We start from the raw sequence: 16,416 nt of genomic DNA on the forward strand, positions 1-16,416 counted from the left end.
AGCAACGCGGCTCGCGACGAAACGGCAACAGACCCTAGAGGGTTTCGCTGTGCTGCTCGGCGCAGTAGACCTGCTGGGTCTCCACCCCGTAAAGGCAGGCGCCGACCTGCTCCAGGGTGATGCGTGCGCCCTTGTGCTTGCCGTAGAACAGGTTGAAGATCAGCTCGTCGTCGAGGTCGCTCGCCGCGGCGAGGCCGCTGATCTCGCCATCCTCCACCACCAGCCGGGCACGGCCGAGGAAATCGCTTTCCACCCTTCCGGAGGCCTCGACGATGGCCGGCGCGTTGCGGGTCATCGAGTAGAAGCGACCGTCGCTGAACACCAGGCTCTGGTTGACCTGCACCAACTGGCCATTGCTTAGCAGCACCTGGCCGCTGGAGGCATAGCGGCCATCGAGCTGGGTCGAGAAGTTGCTGGTCGTGCCCATGGCGACGAATGCCCAAAGCGTCAGCGCCGAGGGCACCATCACCCGCAGCAGACGCTTGCTGGCAGCTCCGGTTTCGGTATGGATACTCATTGCAGGCACCCTTGCAGTGTTTCGTTGGGAATGGCGTTCAACTGGCTCTTGTGCACCTTCAGCCAGTTGATCCGGCCGTCTTTGTGCAGGCACCTTATTTCATAGAATCCAGGTGACATATTGACGATCAGCCGGCCCGGACGCTTGCTCAGGCCGGCGATGCTGGCCATCAGCAGGCGGGTTTCCATCATCATGCGGTCGAGCATCCGCTGGCTCTTCTCGACATACAGCACTTCCAGCGGGCCGATCGTCTGGATATGCGTCAGCGAGCCCTTGGGGGCGTAGAGGAAGCGGTAGCCCAGGGTCGCCACGGCCAGCAGGAGCATCATGGTCGTGCCGAGCAGCAGCGGCGACAGCCAGGGCGAACGTGGCGTTGCCGCGAGCGCAAGCGCTGTACCTGCGGTAGCCGGCTCGTCGCGCGGCGGCGCGAGCGGGGCGCTATCCGGGACACTGGGCGTGGCGAGGTAATGCGGGTTGAACAGGTAGCCGCGCCGCGGCAGCGTCTGGATGATCTGGTTGGCATCGTCGAACAGCACCTGGCGCAGGGTGTAGATCTGCTGGTTGAGGCTGCCCTGGCTGACGACCCGGTTTTCCCAGGCATGACGCAGCAGTTCCTCGCGCGATACCACCTCGCCGGGGGTCTGCAACAGGCGCTCCAGCACCCGGCTACCGGAAAAACCCAGGTCGATCTGCTCTTCGCCGGTACCGGAGCACAGCAGCAGCTGATAGAGGCGCGGGTCGAAGCGTGCGAGACAGGACTCACGTCCGGTCTTCAGGATCGTGCAGACGTTGGCATCGGTGGCCTTCCTGGTCAGAGATGTGGTCATGGCGCCCTGAAAGCGTGGAGAGTGTGAACTGGGACAAAGGTTTATCGTGAACTGGTCGGCGGTATATTGGCGCCGTTTTTTGAACTTACAAGGAACCAAATGAAGAATTGGTTGTCGCCAATAATGGCCATGTGACATCATTGGCGATCCCGATGAAACCCTCCGGTTTGCCCGTATTCCCCTGCAGGGCCCGAAAAGCCTGAGCTTGGGCATATGCTGTAATGGCAAAAGGCCCCTATGCAATGGGTGACAGCCATTGGTCGGATGGACAAGCCTGTCGAGCATGCAAACGAAAAAGCCGTGCCCTGATTAATCCGTTGCAATGGCAACGGGCCAAAAAACGGCCTGTAGGAGCCGGCTTGCCGGCGATGCTTTGCCTGTGAGGAGGATCGCCAGCAAGCTGGCTCCTACTAAGCGTTTCAGTGCCACGCATAGCAAACGAAAACGCCCCGAACCAGTCGGGGCGTTTTCGTTCGTGCAGCACTGGATCGGCCAGGCGCAGGCCGATCCGGCGTGGGGCATCAGCCCAGCAGGGACATGACCATGCCCGGCATCTGGCCGGCTTGCTTGAGCATGGAGATGCCGGACTGCAGCAGCATGCTGTTCTTGGTCATGGTGGCGCTTTCCGCGGCGAAGTCGGCATCCATGATGCGACCCTTGGCCATCTCGGTGTTGTCCTTCATGTTGGCCAGGTTGTTGTTGGTGTGGTTCAGGCGGTTGATGTTGGCGCCGAACTTGGCGCGCAGGGAGCCGATGTCATCCAGAGCATCGCTCAGGGTATCGATCATGGTGTTGGCGTCAGCTTGTGCGCCGATTTCGGTACCGGCAGTGCCCGCGGCGGAGTAGGCGCTGGAGAGGGTGCCCAGGCTGGTCTGCAGATCGCTCACCTCGGTGTCTGCTTGCACGGTCATAGTTTCGGCGGTGCTAGAACCGATCTGCAATACCACGCCAGTGGTTGCGCTGAACTTGCCGGTGGCGGCAGTGGCGGTGAAAAGAGTCTCTCCCGCGTACTTGGTGTTCTCCATGATGTTGTACAGCTCTTTGCCCAACTCGTCGTACTCGGCTTGCAGGGCGTCGCGGTCATCCTGGGAGTTGGTGTCGTTCGCCGACTGAGTGGCCAAGTCTTTCATACGCTGGATGATATCGGTCATTTCGCTCAGCGCGCCTTCCGCGGTCTGCAGCAGAGAAACGCCGTCATTCACGTTGCGCATGGCCACGCCCATGCCGCGGCTCTGGGCGTTCAGGCGGGTGGCGATCTGCAGGCCGGCGGCGTCGTCGGCGGCGCTGTTGATGCGCAGGCCGGTGCCCAGGCGCTGCTGGTTGGTGCCCAGGGCGTTGTTGGTCTTGCTCAGGTTGGTCTGGGTAACCAGCGAGGAGTAGTTGGTATGAATGGACAGGGCCATGATGGATTCCTTCGTGCTAAGTGGGCTGTAGGAGCTGGCTTGACTGCCTGCTGAAGGGGTAAGGCGACAGCCCTGTTCGAAGGATTAAATCTTGGCGTCAAAATTTTTGGCTCTGCCCCAATTGCGTGTTGCTGCTCGAAGTGTCGAGGTGTTCTGAGCGTCCGTAGGAGCGGGCCGTGCCCGCGAATATTCCGGCGCGCAAAGCTTCGCGGGCATGGCCCGCTCCTACAGGGTGCGTCTATCCGCAACGGCCCACTCGGACAGATCCAATTTTTTGGGATTGATCGGAGCTGGAAGCTGCGGTTGTTTCATGCCTCACCCATGCAGAATCCGTGACCTCGCGCCTGGCGGCTCTTGTAGGCGCGCCCTCGCGGCGATGCGGGCCGCAGGCTCGCCTGACGGGCTTAAAAAGCTCGCGCCGAGGGCGGCCCTCCCACAAAGGCAAAAGCAAAGCCGGCCAGGGGTACCCATGTGCACCGGGCATGCTAGAAGGTGCTGGTTACCACCCCTTCCTCTACTACCTGGGCATCGATCACCTTGCCGCTGCGCACGTTGCGCACGCGGATCACCTCGCCCGGCTGGCCGTCGGCCAGCGCCTCGCCGGAGGTGGAGGCTTCGATGCCGTCCTGGCTGGCGACGATCTTCACCGGCTGGCCGCGGCGGACCGCCAAAGGTTGCGCCAGCAGCGACGGCGTCAGCGTCTGCCCGGCACGGATGCGCCGCTTGGCAGCCATGCCCTGCACGTCTTCCAGGCGATGGAAATAGCCGCGCTGGGCCTTGCCGATATTGATCGGCTCGAGCCTGAGGTCGTCGCGCCCGAGCGTCTGGCCACGCTCGATGATGCCCTGGGCATGCACCGCCGGTAGCCAGACGCTGGCCTGGCTGGTCAGTTCCAGCGTCCAGCCGTTGGCCTGCGGGCAGCTGATCGTCAGCCGCTGGCGATCGAGCAGCGACGGGCTGCCGCCCGTATCACGAACCTGCAGCGGCTGGTCGCAGCGGGGCAATCGCGCGGCGCTGGCCGGCAGGCTGGTGTCGTGGCTCAGGCGCGCGCCCTGCCAACCCTGGCGCTTCGCTTCGCGCTGCAGCGCCGCATTCAGGTGTCGCTCTACGGCTTGATGTATCTGCCGGTCGGCGCCGTCCTGCGCCCAGGCCAGCGCCGGCAGCAACAACAGGGCGGTCGCCCAGGCGGAAGTGCGTTTTCCGCTTCGTTCGCCATGTCGCCCGCAATGCGGAAGCAGAGCGTTGTGACGGCATTGCTGCATTGCGTTTTTATTCAATGAAAACAATAGGTTACCTATTTTTTGGCGAGCCGGCACGAATGCTGCAAAAGCGAGCTTCGGTTTGATCACACCGCTCATGCTTCAAGGGTATCGGCGAATGAGTATACGGATTGAAGACGCACTCGGCGTTCACGAACGCGCGCTGGGCCTGCGCATGCAGCGCAGCGAGATCCTCGCGGCGAACCTGGCCAACGAGGACACCCCGGGCTTCCAGGCCCGCGACATCGACTTCGGCGCCGAGATGCAGCGCCTGGACGATGGCGCCTCGTCGCGCCTGAGCATCGCCGGCAGCGACCCGCGCATGCTCTACCGCGTACCGGGCCAGGCCTCGCAGGATGGCAACACCGTCGAGCTGTCGGTCGAGCAGGCGCAGTTCTCGCGCAACTCCATGGATTTCCAGACCAGCCTGACCTTCCTGACCATGAAATTCCGTGGCCTGAAGCAGGCTATCGAGGGCCGCTGATGTCGTTCGATTCCATCTACCGCATCGCCGGTTCGGCGATGAATGCGCAGACCGTGCGGCTGAACACCGTGGCCAGCAACCTGGCCAACACCGATTCGGCGGCGGCCAGCCCGGCGGACGTCTACCAGGCGCGCAAGCCAATGTTCGCCGCAGTGTACGAGAACGACTCGCTGACCCGCGGCGTCGGCCTGGGCGGCGCCCACGTGCAGGTGCTCGACGTGGTCACCTCCGGCGCCGAGCCCAAGCGCCGCTACGAGCCGGGCAATCCGCTGGCCGACGGCGAAGGTTACGTCTACTACCCCGACATCAACGAGATCGAGGAGATGACCGACATGATGTCGGCCACCCGCAGCTTCGAGACCGGTGTCGAGGTGCTCAACCGCGTCAAGAGCATGCAGCAGAGCCTGCTGCGTCTGGGAGAAGTCTGATGAGTAGCGTCAATTCCGCGCTGGACAGCAGCCTGGCCGGCAACTCCATCGATCAGGTCACGCGCGCCGTCAACGTCAGCGACGCCACCACCATGGAGAACAACTTCATCGAGCTGATGGTCGCGCAGATCAAGTACCAGGACCCGACCAAGCCGGTCGACAGCACCGAGTTCCTCAACCAGTTCTCGGCGATGTCCCAGGTCAAGAGCATGGAGAACATGACCAGCCTGGCGCAGAACAACCTGGTGCTGATGGACAACCTGCAGACGCTGACCGCCGCCGGCCTGGTCGGCCAGCAGGTGCGGGTGGCGGTGGACAGCCTGCAGCTGGGTACCCAACCGCTGCAGGGACAGTTCAACCTGGAGCACGCCTCCAACCGCACGGCGGTGGTGTTGACCGATTCCAACGGCCTGAAGACCACCCTCGAGCTCGGCGCCCGCTCCCCCGGACCGGTGCCGTTCGACATCGACCCGCAGCGCCTCGGCCTGCCGGCCGGCCAGTACAGCGTGGCGATCGAGTCGGACAACGGCGAGTACCCGCAGGTGGAAGTCGCCGGCCTGGTCGGCAACGTGCGCGTCAGCGCCGAAGGCCCGGTGCTGCAGATCGACGGCGTCGGCTCGGTGCCGTTCTACAACATTCTCGAGTTCGGTGCCGGCAGCGCCTGAGCGCCGCAGCCCGCCACCGAACCTCCATCCAGCAGAGTCGAGACGCAACCATGAGCTTCAACATCGCCCTGACCGGCCTGTCCGCCGTCAACGAGCAACTCAACACCATCGGCAACAACATCGCCAACTCCGGCACCGTCGGTTTCAAGTCCTCGCGCACCGATTTCGGCAGCCTCTACGCCGAAACCCAGGCCATGGGCGTGGAAGTGATCGGCACCACCCAGAGCATCAGCCAGGGCGGCGCGCTGACCACCACCAACCGCACCCTGGACCTGGCCATTTCCGGCGGCGGCTTCTTCGTCACCCGCGCCAGCAATGGCGACGTCGGCTACACCCGTGCCGGCATCTTCGGCACCGACAAGGACAGCTACATCACCAACAGCCTGGGCCAGCGCCTGCAGGGCTACCCGGCCGATGCCACCGGCAACCTGCAGACCGGCACGGTCGGCGACCTGCAACTGCGCACCGGCGGCATCCCGGCCCGTGCCAGCGACGCGCTGAGCTTCGTCGCCAACCTCGACGCCAACCAGGACGTGCCGGCGGTGGCCTTCGATCCGCTGGTGGCCGACAGCTACAACTCCACCTACACCACCAAGCTGTTCGACTCCCAGGGCAAGGAACACACCCTGACCCAGTACTTCGTCAAGACCGCCGACAACAGCTGGGATGCGCACTACTACCTCGACGGCAGCGCCCTGGCCGGCGGCCCGCAGGCGCTGACCTTCGACAGTGCCGGGGTACTCTCGGCGCCGATCGGCCCGGTCGCCCTCACCGCCGCGCTGGGCGGCGGCGTCGCGCCGCTGGCCATCGAGCTCGACTACAGCGGCACCAGCCAGTACGGCTCGGAATTCAGCGTCACCAGCAACCGTGCCACCGGCTACGCGGCGGGCGAGCAGACCGGCATGGCGGTGGAGAAGGACGGCAAGGTCTACGCCACCTACTCCAACGGCGAGCGCATGCTGCAGGGCCAGGTGGTGCTGGCCAGCTTCATCAACCCCGAGGGCTGAAGAACGTCAGCGGCACCGCCTGGAACGAGACCGCCGCCTCCGGCGCGGCGATGCTCGGTGCTCCGGGCGTCGGCCAGTACGGCACCCTGGCGTCCGGTGCGCTGGAGAGCTCCAACGTCGACCTCACCCAGCAGCTGGTGGGGCTGATGGAAGGCCAGCGTAACTACCAGGCCAATACCCAGGTCATTTCCACCAACAAGGACCTGACCCAGGCCCTGTTCAACGCTATCTGAGGCTGATCGATGGACCGCTTGGGATACACCGCGATGACCGCCGCCAGCCGCACGATGCTGTCGCTGCAGGTGCGTTCGAACAACCTGGCCAACGTCAGCACGCCCGGCTTCGTGCCGACCTGGAGCGCGCGCAGAGCGTCGCGGTGGAAGGCTACGGCTACGACAGCCGGCACATGGCGCTGGCCGACGACAACGGCGTCAGCCTGGCTGCCGGACCGATGGTGGCCACCGGGCGCGAGCTGGACTTCGCGGTCAAGGGCAACGGCCTGATCGTGCTGCAGGACGGCGACGGCGAGGCCTACACCCGCCAGGGCAGCATGCAGGTCGATGCCGAAGGGCGCCTCACGCTCAACGGCCGCGCGGTACTCGGCGAGGGCGGTCCCATCGTCCTGCCCGAGTACGACCGCATGGAGATCGGCAACGACGGCACCGTGTCGATCATGGCGCCCGGCGACTTCCTCATGGCCGAGGTCGATCGCATCCGCCTGGTCGACGTGCCGGCGGCCAACCTGATGAAGAACCCGGCCGGCCTGCTGGTGACCCGCGACGGCGAGCCGGCGCAGCCCAGCGAGGAGGTGCGGCTGGTCAGCGGCTTCCTCGAGTCGAGCAACGTCTCGGCGATCGACGAGCTGGCCTCGACCATGAGCCTGAACCGCCTGTTCGAAACCCAGGTGAAGATGATGAAAGCCGCCGAGGACCTCTCCGACGCCGGCAACCGAATGATCCGCGGCAGCTGATCGGGAGATAACGCATGAATTCCGCACTTTGGGTCAGCAAGACCGGCCTGGCCGCCCAGGACAAGGCCATGTCCACCGTCGCCAACAACCTGGCCAACGTCAACACCAACGGCTTCAAGAGCGACCGCGCGGTGTTCGAGGACCTGTTCTACGTCATCGAGAAACAGCCGGGCGCCCAGGCCGACGAGATCAACACCGTGCCGTCCGGCATCCAGTTGGGCAGCGGCGTGCGCGTCGCCGGCACGCAGAAGGTGTTCACCGAAGGCAGCATCCAGACCACCGGCCAGCCGATGGACCTGGCCATCGTCGGCCGCGGCTTCTTCCAGGTCGAGGCGCCCAACGGCGACATCCTCTATACCGAGAACGGCCAGTTCCAGCTCAACGCCGAGGGCATGATGGTCAACGCCCAGGGCCTGCCGCTGAACCCCGCCATCGAAGTGCCCGAAGGCAGCACCGGCTTCACCGTCGGCAGCGACGGCATCGTCACCGCCGTGCTGGCCGGCGACACCCTGCCGTCGGAGCTCGGGCAGATCACCCTGGTCAACTTCACCAACCCCGGCGGGCTGGAAGCGCTGGGCGGCAACCTGTACCGCGAAACCGTCGCCAGCGGCGAGCCGGTGGAAGGCGTGCCGGGCGAGGAAGGCCTCGGCCAGCTCAAGCAGGGCGTGCTGGAAGGCTCCAACGTGCAGGTGGTGGAAGCCATGGTGGCGATGATCGCCATCCAGCGCGCCTACGAGGCCAACGCCAAGGTCCTCGACGCTGCCAGCGGCATGCAGCAGTTCCTCAACCAGAGCGTGTGATGCCGATGAAGCCGATCGCCCTCCTGCTCGCCGCGCTGCTGCTCGGTGGCTGCGCCAGCTTCGACGAGCTGCTGCCGGACGAGGATTCCAGCGAGTACGAGCCGCTGGAGCTCGACTACAGCCTGCCGCCGACCACCGGCGGCGGTCTGTTCCGCTCCGGCTACGGCGGCTCGCTGGTGAGTGACAAGCGCGCGGTGCGGGTTGGCGACATCCTCACCATCGTGCTGGACGAATCGACCCAGTCGAGCAAGAGCGCCGGCACCAGCTTCGGCAAGCAGTCCAGCATCGGCGTCGGCGTGCCCACGGTGCTCGGCAAGACCTACCCGGACGTGGAGACCTCGGCCTCGGCCGAGCGCGACTTCAGCGGCTCGGCCAAGAGTTCGCAGCAGAACACCCTGCGCGGCTCGATCGCCGTCACCGTGCACCGCGTGTTGCCCAACGGCACGCTGCTGGTCAAGGGTGAGAAGGCGCTGCGGCTGAACCAGGGCGACGAGTACATCCGCCTCGCCGGCCTGGTGCGCATGGACGACATCAACCGCTTCAACCAGGTGTCGTCGCAGAACGTCGCCAACGCACGCATCTCCTACGCCGGCCGCGGCGTGCTCAACGACAGCAACTCGGCCGGCTGGCTGACGCGCTTCTTCGCCCACCCGCTGTTCCCCCTCTAAGTGGAAGTTTTTCCGATGCGTGTGAAGCTGTTTCTCGCCGCCGTCGCGCTGTGCTGGCAACTGCCGGCGCAGGCCGTGCCGCTGATGGATCTGGTGGATATCGAGGGCATCCGCGGCAACCAGCTGATCGGCTATGGCCTGGTGGTCGGCCTCGATGGCACCGGTGACAAGAACCAGGTGAAGTTCACCAGCCACTCGGTGGCCAACATGATCAAGCAGTTCGGCATCAACCTGCCGGCCAACGTCGATCCGAAGCTGAAGAACGTCGCCGCGGTGACCGTCACCGCCACGGTGCCGCCGTCCTACAGTCCGGGGCAGAGCGTCGACGTCACCGTGTCCTCGCTGGGCGACGCCAAGAGCCTGCGCGGCGGCCAACTGCTGATGACCCCGCTGCAGGGTGTCGACGGCGAGGTCTATGCCGTGGCCCAGGGCGCGCTGGTGGTCGGCGGGGTGAATGCCGAGGGCGCCAGCGGTTCCAAGGTGGCGATCAACACCTCCAACAGCGGCCTGATCCCCAACGGCGCGACGGTGGAGCGGATGATTCCCACCGACTTCAGCGAGCGCCCGGAGGTGATGCTCAACGTGCGTCAGCCGAGCTTCCAGACCGTCACCCGCGTGGTCGATGCGGTCGATGGCTACTTCGGCAAGGGCACCGCCACCGCGCTCAATGCCACCAAGGTGTCGATTCGCGCGCCGGTCACCAGCACCCAGCGCATGAGCTTCATGGCGATGCTCGAACGTCTGGACGTGGAAGAAGGTCGCGTGCGGCCGAAGGTGGTGTTCAACAGCCGCACCGGTACCGTGGTGGTCGGCGAGGGCGTGCGCGTGAAGGCCGCCGCGGTGGCCCATGGCTCGCTCACCGTGACCATCAGCGAGCGGCCCCAGGTCAGCCAGCCCGGCCCCTTCTCCCAGGGCCAGACCGCCGTGGTGCCGCAATCGGACGTGTCGGTCGAACAGGATCGCAAGGCCATGTTCAAGTGGCCGGAAGGCGCCAGCCTGGAAAGCATCATCAACACCATCAACAGCCTGGGCGCGACCCCGGATGACGTGATGAGCATCCTCCAGTCGCTGGAACGCGCCGGCGCGCTGAACGCCGAACTGATCGTGATGTAACAGACCGGGCTGGCGATCCAGCCTGTTCAAGTCTCGCGAGCTAGAGGCCTGCGAGGCGAAAACAGGCGAAGAAGCGCAGTTTACGGCTGTAAATGAGCATTTTGACCGGGCTGGCGCCCCAGCCTGTTTTCAACGAAGCAGGACCGAAGCGCAGCAGATTTGAATAGGTTCTTGCCGGATGAGCATCGTTTCCCTACCGCACCACCTCAATGCCATGCGCGCGCGCCACGATGGTCCGAGCGCCGCGCGCCGTGAGCAGCTGGAGATGGTTTCCGAACAGTTCGAAGCCATGTTCCTGCAACAGATCCTCAAGCAGATGCGCAAGGCCGGCGACGTGCTGTCGGCCGGCAACCCGATGCGCAGCCGCGAGCTGGACACCATGCGCGACTTCTACGACGAAGTGCTGGCCGAAACCCTGGCCGGCAAGCGTCAGACCGGCATCGCCGACATGCTGGTGCAGCAGCTCTCCGGCGGCCTTGACGGCACCGCGCCGGCACCTGCCGCGCTCGGTCTGGCCAGTGTCGGGCAGGGCGGCCAGCATGCGCTGCGCGGCACCTGGCAGCGCGGCGTCGAGGCGCTGGACAATGCCTGGGCGGCGAGCAAGGCGGGATTTCGTGCGCTGGTGGACAGCGTCATCAAGCAGGAGTCCAGCGGTGACGTCGCCGCCGTCTCGCCCAAGGGTGCTCGCGGCCTGATGCAACTGATGCCCGGCACCGCCCGCGACATGGCCGCCGAGCTTGGTCTGCCCTTCGACGAAGCGCGGCTGACCAGCGATGCCGAGTACAACAAGCGCCTGGGCAGCGCCTACCTGAACAAGCTGCTCGAGCGCTACGACGGTCACCAGGCGCTGGCGCTGGCCGCCTACAACGCCGGCCCCGGCAAGGTCGACGAGTGGCTGAAGAACCATGGCGACCCGCGCCGCGGCGAGATCGATGCGGCCAGCTGGATCCAGAAGATCCCCTTCCAGGAAACCCGCGACTACACGCGCAATATTCTCGACGATCTGCAGGCCAGCGCGCCGCTGCACGATACCGAGGGGCGCGTGCTGCCGGGGCATCCGCGCTGGTCGCAGGCGGCGTCGCTTAACCGCGCGGGCGATCCGGTCGCCTTGCATGGAAATACAGCGGTTGCCGGCCGCCATCTTTCGCTGGCGTTCGCCCAACCGATCCGCATCGAATCGAAGGAAGTCCTGTCGTGAGTGTCTTGAGTCAGATTGGCTACAGCGGGGTCCGCGCTTCGCAGATCGCCCTTACGGCGACCGGACAGAACATCGCCAACGTCAACACCCCCGGCTTCAGCCGCCTCGCCCCGGAGCTGCATTCGCTCGGCGGGCAGAGCGCCACCAGCATCGGCGGCGGCGTCCAGGTCAGTGGCATTCGCCGGCTGTCCAACGATTTCCAGAACCAGCAGCTGTGGCGCGCCAGCACCGAGAAGAACTACTACGGCACCAGCCAGCAGTACCTGACTGCGCTGGAAGGCCTGATCCACAGTGAAGGCTCCAGTGTCAGCGTCGGCCTCGACAACTTCTTCGCCGCGCTCAGCGAAGCCAGCTCGACGCCCGAATCCATCGCCCTGCGCCAGCAGATCATCGGCGAGGCCAAGCAGCTGGCGCAGCGCTTCAACGGCCTGAACACCAATATCGGCACCCAGCTCAACGCCCTGCAGGGCCAGCGGGTGGCGATGGTCAGCGAGATCAACGGGCTGTCCGGCAACATCGCCGAGTTGAATGCTGAAATCCTGCGGATGGAGTCGGCCGGGCAGGATACCGCCACGCTGCGCGACTACCGCGAGAACCTGATCAAGGACCTCAGTCAGTACGCCGGCATCCGCGTGCAGGAAGTGGCCGACGGCACGCTGACCGTGTCCCTGGCCAACGGCCAGCCGCTGGTGGCGGGCACCACGGCCGGCCAGTTGCGGGTGGAGCAGAACCTGGCCGGCGAGCAGGAGCTGAGCCTGGTGTTCGCCAAGACCACCTTCCCGCTGGTGCAGGACGGCCTCGGCGGTTCGCTCGGTGCCCTTTACGACATGGAATACGATGCGCTGCGCCCGGCCCAGGCCGACCTGCACGACATGGCCGCTGCGCTGGCGCAGAGGGTCAACGACACCCTCGCCGGCGGCTTCGACCTCAATGGCAATCCGGGCCAGCCGCTGTTCGTCTACACCCCCGGCAGCACCAGCGGCATGCTCGCGGTAACCGCGCTGACCCCGGAACAGCTGGCCTTCTCCTCCGCCGGGCAGAGCGGCACCGGCGAAGTCGGCAACAACGAGAACCTGCTGGCGCTGCTGGAGCTCAAGTCGGCCAGTATCGACGTCGCCGGCAGCCAGGTGCCGCTCAACGATGCCTATGCCGGGCTGGTCGGCCGCGTCGGTAGCGCCAGCCGGCAGAACCAGGCCGACCTGGCCGCCGCGACCACCGTCGCCGAGCAGGCCCAGGCCCAGCGCGACAGCGTCAGCGCGGTGAACCTGGACGAGGAAGCGGTCAACCTGATGGCCTACGAGCAGGCCTACCAGGCCAACATGAAGGTCATCAGCACCTCCAACGATCTGTTCAACGCCGTACTGGCAATGTTCTGAGCCGACTGACGAGAAGACACCATGCGTATTTCCAACGCCCAGATCACCGCCATGATGCACGGCTCGCTGAACAACAGCTCCGAGAAGCTCGGCAAGCTGATGCAGCAGATGGCCAGCGGCGAGCGCATGCTGCTGCCGTCCGATGACCCGATCTCGGCGGTCCGCGTGCTGCGCATCCAGCGCGAGGAAGCCAGCCTGACGCAGTACCGCACCAATATCGCCAACGTTTCCGGCAACCTGTCCAAGCAAGAGGCCAATCTCAAGGCGGCCTCCGACAGCATGCTGAGCATCCGCGACCTGCTGCTGTGGGCGGCCAACGGCAGCAATACCGACGAGGACCTGTCGGCCATCGCCAACGAGCTGGAGTCGCTGGAAAACACCGTACTCAGCTTCGCCAACGTGCGTGACGAGGAAGGCCGCTACCTGTTCTCCGGCACCCGTTCCAACCAGCCGGCGATCGCCCTGGTCGGCGATGCTACGTGCTGCGGGGCAATGACCAGCATCGCCAGGCGGCGGTGGCCAACGGCGTGCTGGTGGAAGAGAACGTCACCGCGGCGCAGATCTTCGGTGCCGGCGTGGGCATGCTCAACGACCTGCATGCGCTGGTGCAGACGCTCAAGGACCCGGCGCTGGACTCCAGCGACCCGGCCGTGCGCGCGCAGATCACCGCGACCATGGACAACCTCGACGCCACCCATGGCCGGCTGCTCGGCGCAGTCACCGATCTCGGCGGCCGGCAGAACACCCTGACCCTGCTCAGCAGCAGCAACGAGGACGTCTCGCTGGTGAACCAGAAGATCGATGGCGAACTGTCGCGACTGGACTACGCCGGTGCCAGCATCGACCTGAACAACTACCAGCTGTCGCTGCAGGCGACCCAGAAGACCTATCTGAAAATCAACGGCCTGACCCTGTTCGGGATGCTCTGAGGCGAGGATGCGTGAATGAAGATTGGCAAGCAGCTACCCGCTGTTTCCGCAATCAGCCCTCAGGAGCGCCGGCAGGCGCTGGTGCCCGACGCTCCTGCGGCCGACGCCCGGCGTGCCGCCGTGTCGGGCGATACCGCGCTCGCCGAGGCCGGCCACAAGAAGAGCACCAGCTTCAGCCTGCAGCTCAACCAGCAGCTGTCCTCGATGCAGTCCGCCGAGAGCTACCTGAACGATCTGCACGGGCGCCTTTCGCAGCTCAAGCTCAGCCTCAGCCGCGAGCTCGGCTCGCCCAGCCAGGCCGCTGGCCAGGAAGCCATCCGGCATGCCGTGCAGCAGGTCGGCGAACTGCTCAAGGAGCGTGGCACGCGCTCCGCCCATTCCCTGGATGCCAACCTCAAACTGCGCCTCAGCGAACCGGTGCGCAGCCGCTTCAGCCTGCAGGGGCTGGATTCGCTGGAGACCATCCGCCAGTCCGGGCGCGAGACGCTGCTGTTCAGCGGCGGCCGCCAGCTGGCCGAGCCGGTGGCGGTGGTGCTCGATGACGAGCTCGGCGACGAGCAGATCCTCCGGCGCTTCAATGCCACTCTCGGCCAGGCCGGTATCCGCGCCGAACTCGACGACCATGGCCGGCTCAGGTTCTCCGCGCGCGAGAGCGACTGGCAGCAGCTCAAGGGCCAGCTGGCGGTGCAGGGCGAGGGCAAGCTGTTCGCCAAGGGTGGCTTCCAGCGGCTGCAGAGCCAGGAAGAGCAGCTGCTGGCCTTCCCCGAAGAGCTGCAGCTCGATTCGTTCCGCGAGCTGCGCCGCCTGCTCGACTCGGTGGTCGCCGGGCTGGAGAAGGTCACCGCGCTACGCGAGCAGCTCGGCCAGCGCCAGCGCGAGATTCGCGAGTTCCTCGCCCGCCAGGCCGATGCCGACGAGCGCCAATGGGCCCAGGATTTCTCCCGCTCGGTGTTCGACCTCATGCAGCGCAGCCCCTCCAGCTACGCCGCGGTGACCCAGACGGTGGTCGCCCAGGCCAACATCAGCCGCTTCGCGGTGGTCAGCCTGCTGTCCTGAACGTCAGCCTGCTCTTAACACGGCCGATCAGCTGCGCATCATGACTGTGTAGGAGCCGCGCCCTCGCGGCGATGCGGGCCGTAGGCCTGCCCGAAGCTAAAAGCTCGCGCCGAGGTCGGCCCTCCCACACAAAGCGGAAGCAGGTCGTGCCCAGGTCCATCCTCCGCGCATCATTGTTGTAGGAGCCGCGTCCCCGCGGCGATGCAGGCCGTAGGCCTGCCCGAAGCTAAAAGCTCGCGCCGAGGTCGGCCCTCCCACAAAAAGCGGAGCAGGCCGTGCACAGGTCCATCCTCCACGCATCATGGCTGTAGGAGCCGCGCCCCCGCGGCGATGCGGGCCGTAGGCCTGCCCGAAGCTAAAAGCTCGCGCCGAGGTCGGCCCTCCCACACAAAGCGGAAGCAGGTCGTGCCCAGGTCCATCCTCCACGCACCATTGTTGTAGGAGCCGCGCCCCCGCGGCGATGCGGGCCGTAGGCCTGCCCGAAGCTAAAAGCTCGCGCCGGGGTCGGCGCTCCCACAAGAGCAAAAGCAGCCCTCGTCATCCGCGGTGTCGATCACTCGACGAACTTGATGTCCGACGGCCGCCCGACGGGCAGGGTCTGCAGCGTCTCGCCCAGCAGGCCGCTGTCCGGGTCGCGGCGCAGCAGCACCAGGCTGTCGCTGAGCTGGTTGGCCACCAGCAGGAAGCGCCCGTCCGGCGTGATGGCGAACTCCCGTGGCTCGCGACCTTCGCTGGCGCGGCGCTGGATCTCGCGCAGCGCGCCGTCGGCCTCGATGGCGAAGACGATGATGTGGTTGTAGTCGCCGCGGTCGCTGACGTAGAGAAAGCGCCCGTCGGCCGAGGTGTGGATGGCGCCCGGCGAATGGGCTTCGCTCGTGCCGGGCTCCGCGAGGTCGATCAACTGGCGCCGGATCAACTGGCCATCGGCGTGCGCGAAGCGCGCCACCTGGGCACTGAGCTCGAGGGTCAGATAGGCCTGACGACCGTCCGGGCTGAATACCAGATGACGTGGCCCGCTGCCGGGCGGCAGTTCGATGCTCGCCGGCTCGGCCGGTTGCAACGGCCGTTCGGCATTGGCCGGACCGTAGCGGTAGACGAACACCCGGTCGGCGCCCAGGTCGCTGACGAACAATCGGCGGCCGTCGGGCGACGGCACCGCCGAATGCACGTGGGCCGAGCGCTGGCGTTCGGGGTGCACGCCGCTGGGTCGGTGCGCGGCGAGTTGCGTCACCGGCTGCGGCCGGCCCTGCGTATCGAGCGGGAGCACCGTCAGGTTGCCGCCGGGATTCTCCCGCGAGCCGTAGTTGCTTACGAACAGGTAGCGGCCATCGATGCTCAGGCTGGCGTGGGTCGGCTCGTCGCCGAGCGTGCTGGCCTGGCCCAGCGGTCGCAGCTCGCCGTCGTCGCCGATGGCGAAGGCGCTGACCCGACCGCCCGGGTCGGGATGCCCGGGGCCGTTCTCGTTGGTGGCGTAGAGCCGGCGGCGCTGCTGGTCCAGCACCAGCCAGGACGGGTTGTGGCTGGCGACGGTCTGCAGCGGCTGCAGCTGGCCGTGCTCGGCGTCGAAGCGCAGGCGGTGGATGCCCGGGCTGCCGCTGTCATGGGTGTAGCTGCCGATCAGGACGTGGGACATGGGTGCTGCGATTCCCGGGATGCTCAGGGCCAGGGTCGCGGCGAGCGCCATGCGATATGGCAGGCGGCGTGGGCGCATGCGGA

At 66.1% G+C, this 16,416-nt stretch carries 14 protein-coding genes and 3 pseudogenes; 12 read left to right on the top strand and 5 right to left on the bottom strand.

Annotation, left to right across the window (positions count from 1 at the left end; translation table 11 throughout):
* Positions 1-34: 34 nt before the first annotated feature.
* The 4 genes from BAY1663_RS14585 to flgA form a co-directional block, all read right to left on the bottom strand.
* Positions 35-517 (bottom strand): hypothetical protein, encoded by a 483-nt coding sequence (locus BAY1663_RS14585; RefSeq protein WP_037042103.1) that lies wholly within the window; start codon positions 515-517, stop codon positions 35-37.
* Complete coding sequence (locus BAY1663_RS14590) at positions 514-1,344, bottom strand: winged helix-turn-helix domain-containing protein (RefSeq protein WP_037042105.1); 831 nt, start codon at positions 1,342-1,344, stop codon at positions 514-516. The genes BAY1663_RS14585 and BAY1663_RS14590 overlap by 4 nt, the downstream gene beginning before the upstream one ends.
* 521 nt (positions 1,345-1,865) lie before the next feature.
* Positions 1,866-2,747, bottom strand: a complete 882-nt coding sequence (gene lafA / locus BAY1663_RS14595) for a lateral flagellin LafA (protein ID WP_037042107.1) — start codon at positions 2,745-2,747, stop codon at positions 1,866-1,868.
* A 485-nt stretch (positions 2,748-3,232) separates the two neighbouring features.
* Positions 3,233-4,009: a flagellar basal body P-ring formation chaperone FlgA gene (gene flgA, locus BAY1663_RS14600; RefSeq protein WP_177325809.1), complete on the bottom strand. Its 777-nt coding sequence runs from the start codon at positions 4,007-4,009 to the stop codon at positions 3,233-3,235.
* Positions 4,010-4,124: 115 nt separating this feature from the next.
* On the opposite strand from flgA, the gene flgB reads away from it, so the two are divergent.
* From flgB to BAY1663_RS14660, 12 genes and pseudogenes are all read left to right on the top strand, one after another.
* Complete coding sequence (gene flgB / locus BAY1663_RS14605; protein ID WP_037042109.1) at positions 4,125-4,490, top strand: flagellar basal body rod protein FlgB; 366 nt, start codon at positions 4,125-4,127, stop codon at positions 4,488-4,490.
* A complete protein-coding gene (flgC, locus tag BAY1663_RS14610; protein WP_037042111.1) occupies positions 4,490-4,918 on the top strand; it encodes a flagellar basal body rod protein FlgC in 429 nt (142 codons plus the stop codon). The genes flgB and flgC overlap by 1 nt, the downstream gene beginning before the upstream one ends.
* Positions 4,918-5,583, top strand: coding sequence for a flagellar hook capping FlgD N-terminal domain-containing protein (locus BAY1663_RS14615; protein WP_037042114.1), 666 nt, complete (start codon positions 4,918-4,920; stop codon positions 5,581-5,583). Before flgC ends, BAY1663_RS14615 begins: the two co-directional genes overlap by 1 nt.
* A gap of 50 nt (positions 5,584-5,633) precedes the next feature.
* Positions 5,634-6,823, top strand: a pseudogene (gene flgE, locus BAY1663_RS14620) (flagellar hook protein FlgE).
* 9 nt (positions 6,824-6,832) lie between these two features.
* Positions 6,833-7,560: pseudogene (locus BAY1663_RS14625) on the top strand (flagellar basal body rod protein FlgF).
* Positions 7,561-7,574: 14 nt separating this feature from the next.
* Positions 7,575-8,360, top strand: coding sequence for a flagellar basal-body rod protein FlgG (gene flgG, locus BAY1663_RS14630; RefSeq protein WP_037042117.1), 786 nt, complete (start codon positions 7,575-7,577; stop codon positions 8,358-8,360).
* Positions 8,360-9,028 (top strand): flagellar basal body L-ring protein FlgH, encoded by a 669-nt coding sequence (gene flgH, locus BAY1663_RS14635; protein ID WP_037042119.1) that lies wholly within the window; start codon positions 8,360-8,362, stop codon positions 9,026-9,028. Before flgG ends, flgH begins: the two co-directional genes overlap by 1 nt.
* 15 nt (positions 9,029-9,043) lie before the next feature.
* The gene (locus BAY1663_RS14640) at positions 9,044-10,141 is read left to right on the top strand and encodes a flagellar basal body P-ring protein FlgI (RefSeq protein ID WP_037042121.1); all 1,098 of its coding nucleotides are present in this window, start codon (positions 9,044-9,046) and stop codon (positions 10,139-10,141) included.
* Positions 10,142-10,319: 178 nt separating this feature from the next.
* Positions 10,320-11,339, top strand: coding sequence for a transglycosylase SLT domain-containing protein (locus tag BAY1663_RS14645; protein ID WP_037042123.1), 1,020 nt, complete (start codon positions 10,320-10,322; stop codon positions 11,337-11,339).
* Entirely contained in the window at positions 11,336-12,715 is a 1,380-nt protein-coding gene (gene flgK / locus BAY1663_RS14650; protein ID WP_037042125.1) for a flagellar hook-associated protein FlgK, read from the top strand. Before BAY1663_RS14645 ends, flgK begins: the two co-directional genes overlap by 4 nt.
* Before the next feature lie 21 nt (positions 12,716-12,736).
* A pseudogene (flgL, locus tag BAY1663_RS14655) lies at positions 12,737-13,644 on the top strand (flagellar hook-associated protein FlgL).
* Positions 13,645-13,659: 15 nt separating this feature from the next.
* On the top strand, positions 13,660-14,700 hold the full coding sequence (locus tag BAY1663_RS14660; protein WP_037042127.1) for a hypothetical protein: 1,041 nt from the start codon (positions 13,660-13,662) through the stop codon (positions 14,698-14,700).
* A gap of 553 nt (positions 14,701-15,253) precedes the next feature.
* Here the strand turns inward: BAY1663_RS14660 and BAY1663_RS14665 are convergent.
* A complete protein-coding gene (locus BAY1663_RS14665; RefSeq protein ID WP_037042130.1) occupies positions 15,254-16,411 on the bottom strand; it encodes a lactonase family protein in 1,158 nt (385 codons plus the stop codon).
* Positions 16,412-16,416 lie beyond the last annotated feature (5 nt).

Origin of the sequence: Pseudomonas sp. BAY1663, assembly GCF_000582595.1 — a bacterium.
Taxonomy (GTDB): domain Bacteria; phylum Pseudomonadota; class Gammaproteobacteria; order Pseudomonadales; family Pseudomonadaceae; genus Stutzerimonas; species Stutzerimonas stutzeri_AF.